General features: G+C 75.9%; 15 protein-coding genes. 8 read left to right on the top strand and 7 right to left on the bottom strand.

The annotated features are described in order from the left end of the window. Window positions 1–355 precede the first annotated feature (355 nt). Window positions 356–1,087, top strand: a complete 732-nt coding sequence (locus AB0O09_RS03375) for an IPT/TIG domain-containing protein (RefSeq protein WP_363539724.1) — start codon at window positions 356–358, stop codon at window positions 1,085–1,087. On the opposite strand, the gene AB0O09_RS03380 is transcribed toward AB0O09_RS03375, so the two are convergent. Beyond that, entirely contained in the window at window positions 1,066–2,322 is a 1,257-nt protein-coding gene (locus tag AB0O09_RS03380; protein ID WP_363539765.1) for an IS3 family transposase, read from the bottom strand. The two genes, AB0O09_RS03375 and AB0O09_RS03380, sit on opposite strands and share 22 nt — an antisense overlap. A 215-nt stretch (window positions 2,323–2,537) precedes the next feature. On the opposite strand from AB0O09_RS03380, the gene AB0O09_RS03385 reads away from it, so the two are divergent. Next, window positions 2,538–2,846, top strand: a complete 309-nt coding sequence (locus tag AB0O09_RS03385; protein ID WP_363539771.1) for a hypothetical protein — start codon at window positions 2,538–2,540, stop codon at window positions 2,844–2,846. After that, window positions 2,843–3,652 carry an MFS transporter gene (locus AB0O09_RS03390; RefSeq protein WP_363539726.1) on the top strand — a complete coding sequence of 270 codons (810 nt, stop codon included), beginning with the start codon at window positions 2,843–2,845 and terminating at the stop codon, window positions 3,650–3,652. The genes AB0O09_RS03385 and AB0O09_RS03390 overlap by 4 nt, the downstream gene beginning before the upstream one ends. Here AB0O09_RS03390 and AB0O09_RS03395 read toward each other — a convergent pair. Continuing rightward, window positions 3,630–3,893: a hypothetical protein gene (locus AB0O09_RS03395; RefSeq protein WP_344623908.1), complete on the bottom strand. Its 264-nt coding sequence runs from the start codon at window positions 3,891–3,893 to the stop codon at window positions 3,630–3,632. The two genes, AB0O09_RS03390 and AB0O09_RS03395, sit on opposite strands and share 23 nt — an antisense overlap. 174 nt (window positions 3,894–4,067) lie before the next feature. Between AB0O09_RS03395 and AB0O09_RS03400 the strand changes: the two genes are divergently transcribed. Then, window positions 4,068–5,261, top strand: coding sequence for an ROK family transcriptional regulator (locus tag AB0O09_RS03400; protein ID WP_363539728.1), 1,194 nt, complete (start codon window positions 4,068–4,070; stop codon window positions 5,259–5,261). 154 nt (window positions 5,262–5,415) lie between these two features. Here AB0O09_RS03400 and AB0O09_RS03405 read toward each other — a convergent pair whose 3' ends face one another. After that, window positions 5,416–6,072 (bottom strand): DUF4360 domain-containing protein, encoded by a 657-nt coding sequence (locus AB0O09_RS03405; RefSeq protein WP_363539767.1) that lies wholly within the window; start codon window positions 6,070–6,072, stop codon window positions 5,416–5,418. 279 nt (window positions 6,073–6,351) lie between these two features. Between AB0O09_RS03405 and AB0O09_RS03410 the strand changes: the two genes are divergently transcribed. The 3 genes from AB0O09_RS03410 to AB0O09_RS03420 are packed head-to-tail and all read left to right on the top strand — an operon-like array spanning window position 6,352 to window position 9,326. After that, on the top strand, window positions 6,352–7,431 hold the full coding sequence (locus tag AB0O09_RS03410; protein ID WP_363539730.1) for an ABC transporter substrate-binding protein: 1,080 nt from the start codon (window positions 6,352–6,354) through the stop codon (window positions 7,429–7,431). Further along, a complete protein-coding gene (locus tag AB0O09_RS03415) occupies window positions 7,432–8,502 on the top strand; it encodes an iron ABC transporter permease (RefSeq protein ID WP_363539732.1) in 1,071 nt (356 codons plus the stop codon). Next, window positions 8,499–9,326, top strand: coding sequence for an ABC transporter ATP-binding protein (locus AB0O09_RS03420; protein WP_363539734.1), 828 nt, complete (start codon window positions 8,499–8,501; stop codon window positions 9,324–9,326). The genes AB0O09_RS03415 and AB0O09_RS03420 overlap by 4 nt, the downstream gene beginning before the upstream one ends. Here the strand turns inward: AB0O09_RS03420 and AB0O09_RS03425 are convergent. Further along, window positions 9,298–9,876 carry a hypothetical protein gene (locus AB0O09_RS03425; protein ID WP_363539736.1) on the bottom strand — a complete coding sequence of 193 codons (579 nt, stop codon included), beginning with the start codon at window positions 9,874–9,876 and terminating at the stop codon, window positions 9,298–9,300. The genes AB0O09_RS03420 and AB0O09_RS03425 overlap by 29 nt on opposite strands. Before the next feature lie 178 nt (window positions 9,877–10,054). On the opposite strand from AB0O09_RS03425, the gene AB0O09_RS03430 reads away from it, so the two are divergent. Next, complete coding sequence (locus tag AB0O09_RS03430) at window positions 10,055–10,903, top strand: hypothetical protein (protein WP_363539738.1); 849 nt, start codon at window positions 10,055–10,057, stop codon at window positions 10,901–10,903. A 41-nt stretch (window positions 10,904–10,944) separates the two neighbouring features. On the opposite strand, the gene AB0O09_RS03435 is transcribed toward AB0O09_RS03430, so the two are convergent. From AB0O09_RS03435 to AB0O09_RS03445, 3 genes are all read right to left on the bottom strand, one after another. Further along, window positions 10,945–11,922 (bottom strand): isocyanide synthase family protein, encoded by a 978-nt coding sequence (locus AB0O09_RS03435; protein WP_363539740.1) that lies wholly within the window; start codon window positions 11,920–11,922, stop codon window positions 10,945–10,947. A 70-nt stretch (window positions 11,923–11,992) separates the two neighbouring features. Then, entirely contained in the window at window positions 11,993–13,312 is a 1,320-nt protein-coding gene (locus tag AB0O09_RS03440) for a cytochrome P450 (protein WP_363539742.1), read from the bottom strand. A 29-nt stretch (window positions 13,313–13,341) separates the two neighbouring features. Then, entirely contained in the window at window positions 13,342–14,667 is a 1,326-nt protein-coding gene (locus AB0O09_RS03445) for an MFS transporter (protein WP_363539744.1), read from the bottom strand. Window positions 14,668–14,784 lie beyond the last annotated feature (117 nt).

Genomic DNA, 14,784 nt, shown 5'->3' on the forward strand with positions numbered 1-14,784 from the left:
CGTGCCACCGTGGCGAACGGGGTTCGGCTGCCGTCCTGACCGCTCCCGAGTGCCCGCAAGTGCAGCACCCAGCACCTTGCGGGCTGGCGTGCTCCTTCCCCTCGCCGTTCGGATCGTCCGCCCGATCGGGAAGACGGTTCGCGTTTCTCGGCGCCGGGAGTCCCTTCTCAGGCCCGGCCACCCGCGGCCACGTCGACGGGTCGGGATTCCGGGTGACCTCAAGCCGTCGGCTCCAGGACTCGGAAAGAAGATCCGCAACAGCGCCGTACGGTCGCTGATGTGCATCGGTGACGTACCGCTCGTAGAGGAGAGATCGCCCCACGCCCACGCACATCAGCCGTCCTGGAGGCACGTCATGCCTATCAGCCCAAACCAAGGATCCACGGGTGGAGGGACCACGGTGACGATCACCGGGACGAGCCTGTCCGGCGCCACGGCCGTGAGGTTTGGCAGCAAGCCAGCCACCATCACAGCCAACACCGCCACGTCGGTCACGTGCGTCTCGCCCTCGGGCGCCGGTAGGGTGGACGTCACCGTGACCACCGCGGGCGGGACCAGCAGCCCGCTGTCGTTCTTCTACGTCGGCGCGCCGTTCAAGGCCTTCCTGAGCGCTACGTCGGGTCCCATGACAGGCGGCAACACCATCACCATCGGCGGTACCGGGCTGTCCACCGCGACGGCCGTCACGTTCGGCGCCAACAGCGTGACGCCGACCGTGATCTCCGACAGCCATCTCGACGTCACCGTGCCGGCCGCGGTCGCGGTCGGGGTGGTGAGCGTCAGCGTCACCACGGCGGGCGGCACTAACAACGGCTTCCTTTACACGTACGTCGGGGTCCCGGTCATCACGAGTCTCACTCCCGACCAGGGGACGGCGTTCGGGGGGGCCGACGTCGCGATCGCCGGTAGTAACCTCACCTACGCCGATGAGGTCCGCTTCGGCGGTACTCCAGTGTCCTTCGCCGCGGCCTCCGACAACCTGGTCCTCGCCACCGCGCCGCCGGGAACACCCGGCACGATCACCGTCACCGTCCACAGCCCGGGGGGAGACAGCAACGGCCTCGCCTACCAGCAGTACCAGCCGTGAACCACGCCCCGCCCGGCGACCGCGCCCGACTCGCTCGAATTCATCGGCCCGGAGAGAAGACCGTGACGCCGTCGTGTTCGCCTTGTCCGTTGTTCTGGAGCACGCCAGCCACAGCATCCGCCACGGTGTGCAACCGCGCCGGCCACACCCGCTCCTGCTCCCACTGCAGCGCCTGATCCCACCACCGGCACACCACCGCGTACGCACCGCCCCGAACACCTCCCCAGGCCCAACCCCCAACCGCGCAGCCCGCCGCCCCACCCTCGCCCACCGCCGCACCACCCTCGCCCACCGCCGCTGCGCCGCCGCCGCTTCGGGAAGCCCGCGCAGATCCAGGTGTTCCAGCGGCTGGTCGGCGTCCGCATCCAACGCCCACCGCCAGTGCCGCACACACACCCACTCCCAGCGGGGCGCGTACCGCACCACCCGCGCCGCTGCCCCGGTCCGTCGCGCCGCGCACAGCCGGCAAGCGTGCGCCACGGCCGCCGGGGCTTGATCAGCTCGGTCTTGAACAGCCCGATCGTGGACTCCATGAGGGCGTTGTCGTAGGCGTCGCCGACCGACCCGATGGAGGCTGCGATGCCGGCGGCGTCGAGGTGCTCGGCCAGGCGGAAAGACGTGTACTGACTGCCCGCGTCGCTGTGATGTATCAACTCGCCCCGCCTGGGCGGACATCCGTCGCGGTCGCGCTGCCACAAGGCCATCTCCAGGGCGTCCAGGACGAGCCTTGTCCGCTTCGTGGTCGCGGCGGACCAGCCGACGATGCGGCGCGAGAAGGTGTCCACGACGAACGCGACGTAGACGACGCCGGCGAATGCTGCCACATGCGTGAAGTCCGCAACCCAGCACCGGTTTGGCGCCGGCGCGACGAAGTCGCGGTCGACCAGGTCCGGGGCCCGTTCGGCGGACGGGTCGGGAACTGTGGTGACCACGCGCCTGCCGCGGACGGCTCCGGTGATGCCCAGGTCCCGCATCAGCCGCTCGACGGTGCAGCGGGCCACCGCGTGGCCGCGGCGGTTCAACTCGCGCCAGATCTTGCGGGCGCCGTAGACCCGGAAGTTGTCCTCGTACGTTGTCGTGATCAGATCCTTCAGTTCCGCATCGCGGACCGAACGGGCGCACTCGACAAGGTTGTTGAAGGCGTAGTAGGTGGAGGGGGCGATGCTGCAGCCGTGCTCGGAGAGCACGCGGCAGATCGGCTCGACACCGCCGAGGCGGCCCCGGTGCCCGTCGATGAACGCTACGAGCGCAGATGTGGCCGGTCGAGCTCGGCCGCGAAGAAACTCGCCGCGGCCTTGAGGATCTCGTTCGCCCGCTTCAGCTCGGCGATCTCCTTCTTCATCGCATTGATCTGCGCGGACTCCTCCGTCGTCGTCCCCGGGCGCTGCCCGGAATCGATCTGATCCCGCCGGACCCAGTCGACGACTTCTACCAGGGCCTCGTCCCCGCGGTGGTGCCGTACTTCGCGCTCGACCGGGGCTACGACTACGTGGCGGTCGGCGGGCTCGCGATGGCGGCCACCGTCGGCAGCGCCGTGCCGCAGCCCTTCGTCGGACTGGCCGTGGACCGCTGGCGGCTCGGCGGGACGGCCGCCCTCGGCGTGGCCCTGGCCGGGGTCGGCCTCGGTGCGGCGGGGCTGGTGTCCTCGTACGCCGCGGTCTGGCTGCTGGTGCTGCTGTCCGGGCTCGGGGTGGCGATGTTCCACCGGCGGCCGGGCGGTCCGCGCGGGAGGCGGCGGGCGGCAGCACGACGGCGATGAGCGTGTTCGCGGCGGGCGGCAGCGTCGGCTTCTTCCTCGCCCCGGTGCTGGCCACGCCGGTGCTGGCGGCCTGGGGCGTGCGGTCCACGGTGCTGTTCGTGCCGCCCGCGCTGATCACCGGCTGGGTGCTGCTGCGCCACCGGCAGCGACAGCGGGAGCGGGAGCGGGCCGTCGCGACGGCCGCGGCCGCACCGGCGGGGCCGGACCGGTGGTCGCCGTTCCTGGTGCTGACCGGGGTCGAGGTGGCGCGGTCGGTGGTGTTCTTCGGGGTCGGCACCTTCCTGGGGCTGCACTGGCTGCGCGACCTGCGCGCCTCGCACGCGCTTGCCGGTGCGGCACTGGCCGGCTTCCTCGGCGGCGGTGTCGCCGGGACGCTGCTCGGCGGCCGGCTCGCGGACCGGACCGGCGCGGTGGCCGCGGCGCGGCTGGGCACCGCGCTCACGGTGCCCGCACTGGCGGGTCTCTGCCTGGCGCCGGGCGGCCTGCTGCCGCTGGTGTTCGCGGTGCTGACCGGGGCGGCGCTCAACGTGCCGTTCGCGGTGATGGTGAAGCTGGGCCAGGACTACCTGCCCGGCCGCCCCGGCATCGCGGCCGGGGTGACGCTGGGGCTCGGCGTCAGCGCCGGCGGGCTGTGCGGGCCGTTGCTGGGGCTGCTGGCCCGGGCGCACGGGCCGCAGGGCGTGTTGGCGGCGCTGTGTGCGGTGCCGCTGCTCGGTCTGCTACTGGCGTACGCGCTGGTGGAGCCGGGCGCGCCCGGCCGGGCCGGGCGCTTCGGCGGGCGGTTCAGGCCACGTGGCAGAGCTTGACCACGGAGACCCGGTGCAGGTCCACCGCGAGCGGGGTGTGGCGGCGGTGCCGGCGGGCGTCCTCGGACTCCGCCCGGGCGAGTGCCTGCTCCAGTGCGTGGTCGGCCTCGGAGGCGTCGACGATGAAGAGGTGGACACCGGTGTCGGGCGTGCCGTCCGGCCCGGTGTCACCGGACTGGTGCGGAATCTCCACCCGCCAGCGGAACAGGTGCGGCGATGCCGCTCGGGACCTCTTGGTCATCGGACGTGCTTCCTCTCCCGTGCGGACGTGACGGGCGTTGGAGCTCCGTGGCGTTCGGACCTGTGCGATCCGTATCACCGTATGAGGGTGAAATATGTCCGTCAAGAGGACGAGATATGGAGTAAATATTCCGTCCGGCGGATGAATTAGTTCGGGAGCCAGTACGGTGCATGTATGAGCGACCTCCACGAGTCGGCCGCCCTCTCCGCCCGGCGGCTGCGCACCCGCACCGCCCTGCTCGCCGTGCTCGCCGAGTACGGCGCGCTCAGCCGCTCCGACCTGGGGCGGCTCACCGGCCTGTCGCGGTCCGCGGTCAGCAGCGCGGTCGCCGACCTGCGCGCCGAGGGCGCCGTCACCGAGCAGCCCGCCCCCACCGGCCCGGTCACCGGACGCGGCCGCCCGGCCGCCGTGGTCGCGCTCAGCCGCGACACCGGGCTCGTCCTCGGCCTCGACCTCGGCCACGCCCACATCACCGCCGCCGTCGGCACCGGCGAGGGTACCGTGCTCGGCGAGGCCACCGCGCTGCTCGACATCGACGACCACCCGCAGCGCGCCCTGGACACCGCCGCCGACCTCGCCGTCGAGGCGATGCGCCAGGCCGGCTGCGGACCGGAGGCCGTCGGCGCGGCCGCGGCCGGCATCCCCGCCGCCATGGACCTGCGCACCCGGGCCGTCCGCGCGCCCACCATCCTCGCCAAGTGGATCGGCCTCGACCCGGCCGCCGAGCTCGCCCGCCGCCTCCGGATGCCCGTCGCGGTCGCCAACGACGCCGAGATGGGTGCCCGCGGCGAGCGCGCACTCGGCGCCGGCCGCGGTCTCAACGACCTCATCTACGTCAAGGCCTCGCACGGCGTCGGCAGCGGCCTCGTGCTCGGCGGCCAGTTCTACCGCGGCGCGACCGGCCTGGCCGGCGAGATCGGCCACATCCAGCTGCCCGGCGCCACCAGCTGGTGCCGCTGCGGCAACCGCGGCTGCCTGGAGACGGTCGTCTCCGTTGCGGAGGTCCGGCGCCGGCTCACCCACGTACTGGCCAGCGCCGACCGCGGGAACGTGCCCGAGGAGATCCCGCCGCTCGACGAGCTCGGCGGCCGTCCCGCCGCCGCCCGCGTGATCACCGACGCCGGCCGGACCCTCGGCCGCGTCCTCGCCGACCTGGTCAACTGCCTCAACCCCGCCGCGATCATCATCGGCGGGGAGCTCGGCCAGGCCGGTACGCCCCTGGTGACGGGCGTCCGCGAGTCCGTCGACCGCTACGCCCAGCCCGCGGTCGCCGACGCGGTCGAGATCACCGCCGGCACCCTCGGGGTCCGCGCCGAGCTCCACGGCGCCCTGGTCACGGCCGCCGAGAGCCGCCGCACCGTCGCCTGACGGCCGCGGGCCGCCCTGTCGCCGGGGCGGCCCGCGGACGGACGGGCGCAGGGGGCGCCGAGGAGAGTCGGCGCCCCCTGCGCCGGGCGGGCCCGCCCGGTCCCGACGGTGGCCGGGGGTGGGACCGGGCGGGAGTCGTGGTGGTGCGGCAGGGTCAGGGGCAGGTCTTCCAGGCCAGGTGGTAGACGGTGTTGATGTCGCCGTCGGTGGAGTCCATCGTCATGAAACTGGTGGTCTTGGCGGTGTCGGACGTCCCGGCGCTGAGCCGCAGCTCGGTGTTGATGTTGAAGTTGCGGAGCTCGCCGCAGGGCGCGAAGACCAGGGCGGCCACGTCCACCGAGTCGGTGGCCTGCCAGCTGTCGTCCAGCGGGCCCTTGAACTGGTGGTTGCTGGAGGTGGTCTGCGGCGAGCCCTGGAAGTAGTAGTTGGCCTTCTGCGTGCCGACGGCGCCGCGCTCCAGGTGGGCGAAGCCGCGGTAGTCGGCGGAGGCGATGGCGTAGGTGAAGCCCTGCGGCACGTGCACGTTCAGGTTGAGCTGGCAGTTCTTGCGGAAGTCGGTCGGCTTGGAGCCGACGCCCACCTGCGCCAGGTAATCGCTGTAGGTCACGGTGAAGGCCGTGTTGTCGGGGGAGACCGCGACGGCGGCCGTGCCGGCCGGACACCCGGAGCCGTTGACGGTGGCCACGTTGATCACGATCTTGTCCGGCGGCGGAGGGGTGGTCCACGGGCCGGTGGGCGCCGCGGCCGAGGCCGCGGGGGCGGCGACCAGTGAGGCGGCGGTGGCGCCGACGGCGACGAGCATGCGAACGATCAAGGCGTTTCCTTCCGATCGTGCACGGCCGCCGGGCGGGACTCCGCCCCGGCGGTCTGTCGCGTACATGTCACCATGACATCCGCCCCGCGTACAGAGGGGCGGCGACGCTCCGTCAGGAATCCCTGACGGAGCGTGGACGAACGGCGGGCCGCCCCCGCCGGCCGCGACCCCGCGCCGCAATCCCCGCACCCGCCGGAACCGCGGGCCGGATCCGTCCGACTACCTGCACCGGGCCGGCAGCCGCCGCCCCGCAGCACGGACCATCCGGAGACCACCATGCGCGCTCGCGCCCTGTGCGGCCTGGCCGCCGCCCTCGCCCTGCTCACCTCGGCCTGCGCGAGCGGCGGCGGCACCCCCGCCGCGGGCACCGGCTCCGCCGCACCGTCCGCGGCCACCGGCGGATTCCCCGTCCGGGCGGCCGACTGCGCCGGCGCGGAGACCGTCTTCGACGCGCCGCCCCGGAGGATCGTCACCAGCAACGCCGCCGCCCTGGAGATGCTGCTCCGGCTCGGCGCCGGGGACCGGGTGATCGGCACCGGGTTCCCGCCCGGCACCGGCACGATGCCCGCCGACCTGGCCGAGCGCGCCGCCGCCGTCCCCGTCCTCGGACGCGCCGTCATCGCCAAGGAGAAGCTGCTCGGCTCCGGCGCCGACCTGTACGTCGACACCTTCGCCTCGATGGGCGCCATGGGCGGGGCGACGGGCGCCGCCCCCACCGAGCAGGAGTTCGCCGCGGCCGGCATCAAGCACGTCCAGCTGCGCTCCACCGCCTGCGCCGACCGGCTCACCGGCCCGCAGCAGGACCTCTCCGAGGTGGCCGCCGACATCCGCCGGCTCGGCGCGATCACCGGCACCACGGCCCGCGCCGAGGAACTGGTGGCCGGGATGGATCGCACCGTCGGCGCCGTGCGCACCGCGCTCGCCGCCGTCCCCGCCGACCGCCGCCCCTCCTACTTCTTCTTCGACGCCGACGCCGGCACCAAGCAGCCGATGGCCGCCTGCGGCCGCCAGGTCGCCAACGCGGTGATCACCCTCGCCGGCGCCCGCAACGTCTTCGCCGACTGCAAGGGCACCTTCAAGCCCGTCTCCTGGGAGGACGTCGTCGCCGCCGACCCCGACTGGATCCAGCTCGGCGTCCGCAACCGCGGCAGCGAGGCCGAGACCCGCAAGGCCTACGAACAGGCCGAGGCCTTCCTCCGCGACTTCCCCGCGACCCGGGAGCTGAAGGCCGTCCGCGCGGGCCACTTCGTCCGGATCGGCTCCGAGGTGACCACCATCGCGGGCGTCCGCAACGCCGACACGGTGCTCGCCGTCGCCCGCGCCGTCCACCCCGGACTCACCGTGGAAGGCCGCTAGATGGCCGCCACCGCAGCACCGGACGCGGCCCCGGCCGTCCGAAGGTCCGCGACCCCGCGCACCGGCGCGGTGGCGGGCGCCCTCGCGCTCGCCCTGGCGGTCGCCCTCACCCTCGCCGTCTCGCTCGGCGCGGTGGACGTGCCGCCCGCCGAAGTGTGGGGCATCGTCACCCGCCACCTCACCGGCCGCCCGGCGGAGCCCGGCACCCGCGACCTGATCGTCTGGCAACTGCGCGCCCCCCGCGCCCTGCTGGCGGCCGTCGTCGGCGCCGGACTCGGCCTCGTCGGCACCGCCGTCCAGGCCCTCGTCCGCAACCCGCTCGCCGACCCCTACCTGCTCGGCATCTCCTCCGGCGCCACCCTCGGCGCCGTCGCCGTCACCGTGCTCGGCACCGCGGCCGGCGCCGGCCTCGGACTCGGCCTCTCCGGCGCGGCCTTCGCCGGCGCGCTCACCGCCTTCGCCCTGGTCTGGACGATCGCCCGGCGCGGCGGCGGCTTCGCCCCGCTGCGGCTGGTGCTCGCCGGCATCGGCATCGGCCAGTTCCTCGCCGGGTTCACCAGCTTCCTCGTCCTGCAGGCCGGCGACGAACAGCGCACCCGCGGCGTGCTGTTCTGGCTGATGGGCAGCCTCGGCGGCACCACCTGGAGCCAACTCGCGCTGCCCTGCGCGGCGGTCGCCCTCGGCGCCGTCCACCTGCAGGCCCGCGCCAGGGCGCTGAACGCGCTGGCCGTCGGAGACGAGACCGCCACCGGCCTCGGCGTCGACGTCGCCCGGCTGCGCCGCGAACTCTTCACCGCCACCAGCCTGCTGACCGGCGTGATGGTCGCCGTCTCCGGTGCCATCGGCTTCGTCGGCCTGCTCGTGCCGCACGTCTGCCGGCTGCTCGTCGGCGGCGACCACCGGCGGCTGCTGCCGCTCGCCGCCCTCACCGGCGCCGTGCTGCTCACCGCCGTCGACACCCTCGCCCGGACGGCCCTCGCCACCCAGGAGGTCCCGATCGGCGTGGTCACCGCGCTGCTCGGCGCGCCCGTCCTGCTGTACCTGCTCGACCGACGACCGGAGCACCGATGAGGATCGACATCGAGGACCTGACCGTCCGGCTGGCCGGCCGCGACGTGCTCACCGGCGCCCGGCTGTTCGCCGCCGAGGGCGAGACCGTCGGCCTGGTCGGGCCCAACGGCAGCGGCAAGTCCACCCTGCTGCGCACCGTCTACCGCCACCTGCGGCCGCACGCGGGCCGGGTCCTGCTCGCCGGTCGCGACCTGCGCTCGCTCGGCGCCGCCGAGGCCGCCCGGCGGATCGCCGCCCTGCCGCAGGAACGCGGCGCGGAGGCCGACTTCACCGTCCGCGAGATGGTCGCGCTGGGCCGCACCCCCTACCAGCGGGCCTTCGCCGGCGAGTCCGCCGCCGACCGCGAGCTGGTCGCCGAGGCCCTCGCCGAGGTCGGCCTGCAGGGCCACGAACACCGCGGCTTCGCCTCGCTCTCCGGCGGTGAACGCCAACGCGCGCTGCTGGCCCGGGCCTTCGCCCAGCAGCCGGAGGTCCTGGTGCTGGACGAGCCGACCAACCACCTCGACGTGCAGCACCAGATCGACCTGCTGGCCCTGCTCCGGGCCCGCCGCCGCACCACCCTGATCTCGCTGCACGACCTCAACGCCGCCGCCTCGCTCTGCGACCGCCTGCACGTGCTGCACCACGGGGCCGTGGTGGCCTCCGGCCCGCCGCGCGAGGTGCTCACGGCCGAGCTGCTCGCCGAGGTCTTCGGCGTCCGCGCCGCGGTGGTCGACCACCCGCTCACCGGCGATCCGCTGATCGCCTTCGACCACCGGGCCCGGGCCGGCCGCCGAACGCCCCGGCCGCAACCCCTCAGCCCTCGAACCACACCACCAGCCTGACGTTCGCCGCGCCGTGCACCCCGGCCAGCGCACCCATGACCTGCCACACCGGGGCCCACGGGCCGTCCGGGGGCACGGCGTCGCGGCGCACCATGCGGACGGTGCGCAGCAGCCGCCCGTCCTGGATCCAGGCGGCACCCTCCGGCCGGCCCCCGGTGTCGCGGAAGGACTTGCCGGTGCGCACCCAGCCGCGGGTCGGCACGAGCGAGTACTCCTCGACCCGCTCGTCCACGGCCTCGGCCGGCTCGTCCCAGTCCACCGCGGCCAACTCCGCCCAGGAGACCCAGGACGCGCCGTGGGCGTCCCGGCCCCACACCTCGTACGCCCGCCGGACCTCGGCCGTCACGTCGCCGGGCAGGCCCCGTCCGTCGGCGAGCGGGCGGAACCCGGCATGGTTGCGCACGCCGAACAGACAGCCGAAGGCGTCGTAACTCCGGCCGCCGTACAGCAGATCGAGGTCCACCGCCGGCTCCCAGCGGATGTCGTCGTTCTCGTCGAGCACTCCGTGGGTGGCCCGGCACTCCACGAAGCCGTGGATGTCGGCTCCCATGCGGGTGGATTCTCCGGGCCCGGTGGGCGTGCCGCCAGGCGTTTTCCCCCGGCACGGCCGCCCGCGCGGCCCGGGACGGTGTTCGACACCCGCACACCGGGCCGGGAGCGGGCGGGGGCGGGCGGCGGCCGCGGCCCGGGACCGTGACCCGTCCGGGCGTCCGGCGGTTGGACCCGGTATGACGATCTCCCCACTGCCCTGGCTGCCGCTCCCGGCCACCTTCGACCAGGTCGCCCGGGTGGTGGGGCGGGGCTTCGAACAGGGCGCGCGGGCCGCCGCCGGCGAGGACCTCGCGGCCATGCACCGCGCCGCCGCGGCCGGTGCCCGGGCCGCCGCCTGGGTGCGGCGGCTCGCCGGGCGGCAGGCCGCCGCCGCGCACGGCCGGGCGCTGGAGCAGACCGCCCGGGCGCTCGCCCGGGCCAGCAGCCAGGACGTCGTCCGCGGCGAGGGCCGGCTCGACGAGCAGGAGTACTGCACCCTCGCCGGCACCGCGGTCCTCGGCGCCGGGAACGCGGACGGCCCGCCCGACCTGCACCCGGGGGAGCGGACCGCGCTGCTCGCCGCCTGCGCGCTCACGGTCGCGATGCCCGCCACCGCACCCGACCGCCGCTCCGCGGAACTCCCCCTGCTCGCCGACGAGCTGGCCGGGACCGTCGCCACGGGCGAACGGGCCGGCGCGGCCCGGGCCGCCCGCCGGGCCGCCGCGGACGGCGGCCGGCTCGCACTCGGCGCGGACGACCACGACCCCCGGGCCCGGCGGGCCCACCGGGGCCTCACCGAGCGGGCCTTCTACGTCTTCGAGCTGGACCTCGCGCACCAGGGCGGCCACGACGAGGACGCCCGCCGCCGGGCGCTCACCACCGCCCTGGCACCGGTCGGCCGCGGCGCCGCGGCGGCCGCCCTGCTGCGGGTCGCCGACGACCCGGCCCTCGGCCTGGACGGCGACCAGCGCCACCACCTCACCCGTCTCGCCGCCGACCTCGACCCCCGCACCACCCGCGACCTGACCGGCCGCACCCGCACCTGAAGGACCCGTACCTGGAGGACCCGTGCCTGGAGGACAGCCCCTCAGCCGGTGGCCTCGACGTGGCTCGGCCGGCCGTGGCGCAGCACCGTGCGGCCGAGCCGCTCCGCCTCCGCACGGTGCATCAACTCCCTTCTCCCATCCGGGTGGTGCACCACGCAGGAGTGCCACGGGGTGGTCCACGGGTCGGCCGCGTCGAGCAGCCGCAGGCCGAACTTCTCGGCGCCGGCCCGCTGCGGATGGATCGAGAGCCGGACGGCGCGCGGATGGTGCTCCTCGATCAGGGCGCCCCAGGCACGGCTGCGCCGGACGACCTCGTACGCGCGGCGCCGGCACTCCCGCTGCAGGGCGGAGCGGGTGCCGGTGAAGCCGACGGTGTCGTCGAGCAGGAAGCGGGTGATGCCGCGGTACAGCGCCAGGGTGTCCGGATCGCTGCGCACCTCGGCCCGCAGCTCCTCCAGCGCCGGGGCGTACCGGTCGTCGACCAGGGCGCGCTTGGCGTCGTACGGCAGGTCGCCGAGGACGTCGCGCAGGTCGAAGAGGGAGAGCCGGCGCAGCCCCTCGCGGCGGACGGTGGCGGCGAGTTCGTCGGCGTACTCGTCGATGTGCGCGTCCGGCACCCCGACGAGGTCGCCGAAGACGTGGCCGTCCGAGCAGATCACCAGGCGGGCGCCCGGCGGGTGGACCCGGGCGACCTGGGCGCAGAGCCCGTCCAGGAAGGCGAGGGAGAGCCGTTCGCCCTCGTCGGGCAGGTGGCCGAGCACCTTCGCCGGGCTGGGCGACTTGCAGGGGAAGCCCGGCAGGGTGAGGACGACCGGCTCCCCGGCGGCCACGAAGCCGGCGATCCGCCGCAGCTGGGCCGGGAAGGCGGCGGCGGGCAGGTCGGGGGCGCCGTCGCAGGAGCGCCGGTGCGGGAGCAGCAGCTCCAGGACGGCGGTGCTGGTGCGCTCGACCGCGGTCGGGAGCGGGGGACGGGGCTGTCCGGGGCGCGGCGGTGCGGTGAGGGTGCCGACGGGCGGCATGCGGGACTCCGGGGTGTGGTCGGGGTGTGGTCGGGTCGCGGCGGGTGGTCCGGTCGTCGTGCGGCCGGGATCAGAGCCGGCGGTCGTACGCCACCGGGAGGCGGTCGACGCCGCGGGCGAGGACGGCGGGGATCCACTCGACGGCGTCGAGGTCGCCGGCCGGGCGCAGGCCCGGCAGCCGGGCGAGCAGGGTGCCGAGGGCGATCTGCAGCTCGGCCCGGGCGAGCGCGGCGCCGGGGCAGAAGTGCGCGCCGTGGCCGAAGGCCAGGTGGGCGTTGGGTGTGCGGCCGAGGTCGAGCGTGTCGGCGTCCGGGAACTGCGCGCCGTCGCGTCCGGCGGCCGCCAGCGAGACGATCACCGAGTCGCCGGCCGGGACGCGGGTGCCGTGCAGGTCGCTGTCCTCGGCGAAGAAGCGCCAGGTGGTGAGCTCGAACGCGCCGTCGTGACGCAGCAGTTCCTCGACGGCCCGGGGCACCAGCGCGGGTTCGGCCCGCAGCCGGTCCAGTTGGCCGGGGTGGTGGAAGAGCGTCATCAGCATGGTGGAGATCTGGTTGGTGACCGGTTCCTGGCCGGCGACGAGGAGTTGGAAGACCATCGAGTCCAGCTCCTCGCGGGTCAGCGCGCCGTCGTCGTGCGCGGCGACCAGCCGGGCCAGCAGGTCCCCGTCGGCGGGCGCGGTCCGCTTCGCCGAGACCACCTCGGCGATGTACCCCTGGAGCGCCCGCAACCGGGCCTCGTACGCGGGCCTGGCCGGGTCCTCGGGGCCGACCGGCTGGACGACCTTGCCCCAGTCCCGGTCGAAGCGGGCCGCCAGCTCGTCGGGCAGCCCGATCACCTCGGCGAGCACCAGGAACGGGAAGCGGGCGGCGAACCCGGCGACCAGGTCGGCGCCGCCGGTGGCCGGCAGTGCGTCCACCAGCCGGTCGGCGAACTGCTGGAACCGCGGCCGGAGTCCGGCCACCCGGCGGGGCGCGAAGGCGTCGCCGAGCAGGGCGCGCATCGCGGTGTGCCGGGGGGCGTCCTGGTGCAGCAGGTGGACCTGCAGCTGCGAGTGCTGCGGCTCGGGCATGATTGAGGCACGCCGGCGCCAGGCCGCGTTGCCGAGGGCGTGGTCCTTGCCCAGCCGGGGATCGGTGAGGGCGTCCCGGGCGGCCGCGTAGCCGGTGACCAGCCAGGCGGCGACACCGCTCGGGAAGCGGACCCGGTGCACCGGCCCGGCCTCCCGCAGCCGGCGGTAGAGCGGGTACGGGTCGCGCTTGTACGCCCGGCCGGACAGCGGCACCGGGTCGGGCGACGGTACCGGCTCGGGCAGCGGCAGAGGCTCGGGCAGCGGCAGAGGTTCGGACGGGGCGTCACCGGCGAACGGGCAGACGGGCTCGGGTACGGGCATGGCGGAACTCCTCCGGAGGTGGCGGACGGTCAGGACGTGGATCGCCCGGGGACGGCGAGCAGGACGACCGCCGCCCCGGCGCAGGCCGCGGCCGCGGCCAGCCCGGTGCGCGGGCTCCCGGCAGCGGCGCCGGCGGTGGCCAGGGCCGGGCCGAGGGCGAAGCCGAGGCTGCGGGCGAGTTGGACGGTGGAGCCGGCGGCACCCATCCGCCCGGGCGGGGCGGCGGCGAGTGCCAGGGCCTGCACCGGCCCGCCGTACAGCCCCATGCCGCAGCCGGCGAGGGCGAGCCGCCAGGCGGTGTCCTGCAAGGTGCCGTCGGCGCCGAGCAGGAGCAGCAGTCCGGCGGTGGTGACGGCCGCGCCGGTGCGGGCCGTCCGCCGGGCGCCGAGGCGGTCGGCGATCCGCCCGCCGGCCCGGCCGGCCAGCGCCATCGCGAGCGGGAAGCAGAGCAGGGTCAGGCCGGTGGCGGTGGCACCGGCGGCGGTGTCCCGCTGGAGGCGCAGCGCGGTGAGGTACTGCACGGCGGCGACAGCGGCCGCCAGGGCCGCCACCGCGCCGTGCACCGGGGCCAGCAGCGCGGCCGTCGTCCGTCCGGCCGGGCGGCGCAGCCACACGGCCGCGGGGACGACCGCCGCGGCGGCCAGTGGCAGCAGCGTCCACCGGCCGGGGGCGAGGGTGAGGGCGAGCAGCACCGCCGCGACCGCGCCGCCGACCAGCGCCGCGTCGGCGAGCGCCGTCCGGTCCGGCGGGTGCAGCGGGCCGTCCCAGGGCGGGCCCTGCGGCGCGGTGCGCCGCACCGTCCACAGCGCGGCGAGGCAGACCGGCACGGCCAGCGGCAGGACGGCCCGCCAGCCCGCCGCGTCCAGCAGCGGGCCGCCGAGCGCCGGCCCGGTGACCGCGCCGAGCGGGCCGAGGGTGGCCGGCACGCTCAACGCCCGGGCCCGCAGCGCGGGTCGGACGGCCCGCGCCGCGAGCACCGGCATCAGGACGAACACCAGCGCGCCGAACACTCCCTGGACGGCCCGTGCGGCGATCAGCCAGCCCGCCGCCGGAGCGAGCGCGGACGCGGCGCCGCCCAGCGCGTACCCGCCCGCGGCCAGCTGCACGGCGGCCCGCAGCCCGACCCCGTCCAGCCACCGGCCGGCCGGCAGCAGCAGGGCCACCAGCGGGAGCTGGTAGCCGAGCGCGGCCCACTGGGCGGTGCTCTGGGCGACCCCCAGGCCGTCCGCGACGGAGGGCAGCGCCAGGTTGACGGCGTTCATGTCCAGCAGGGCGGTGAACGACAGCAGCCCGGCGACGGCGACCAAGCCCCAGCGGTCCTGCTGCGGCGGCGCCGGGTCGGCCGTCCGGGTCATCTCGGGTCCTTCCGCGGTGGGGGGGGGGGGGGGGGGGGGCGGGGGGGGCCCCCCCCCCCGCGGGCGGGGCCCCGGGGGGGGGGGGGCGCCCGAGGGGGAGGAGGCCCGGGGGCCCGC

The sequence above is a fragment of the Kitasatospora sp. NPDC093679 genome (assembly GCF_040683455.1).
In the GTDB taxonomy this organism is placed as follows: domain Bacteria; phylum Actinomycetota; class Actinomycetes; order Streptomycetales; family Streptomycetaceae; genus Kitasatospora; species Kitasatospora arboriphila.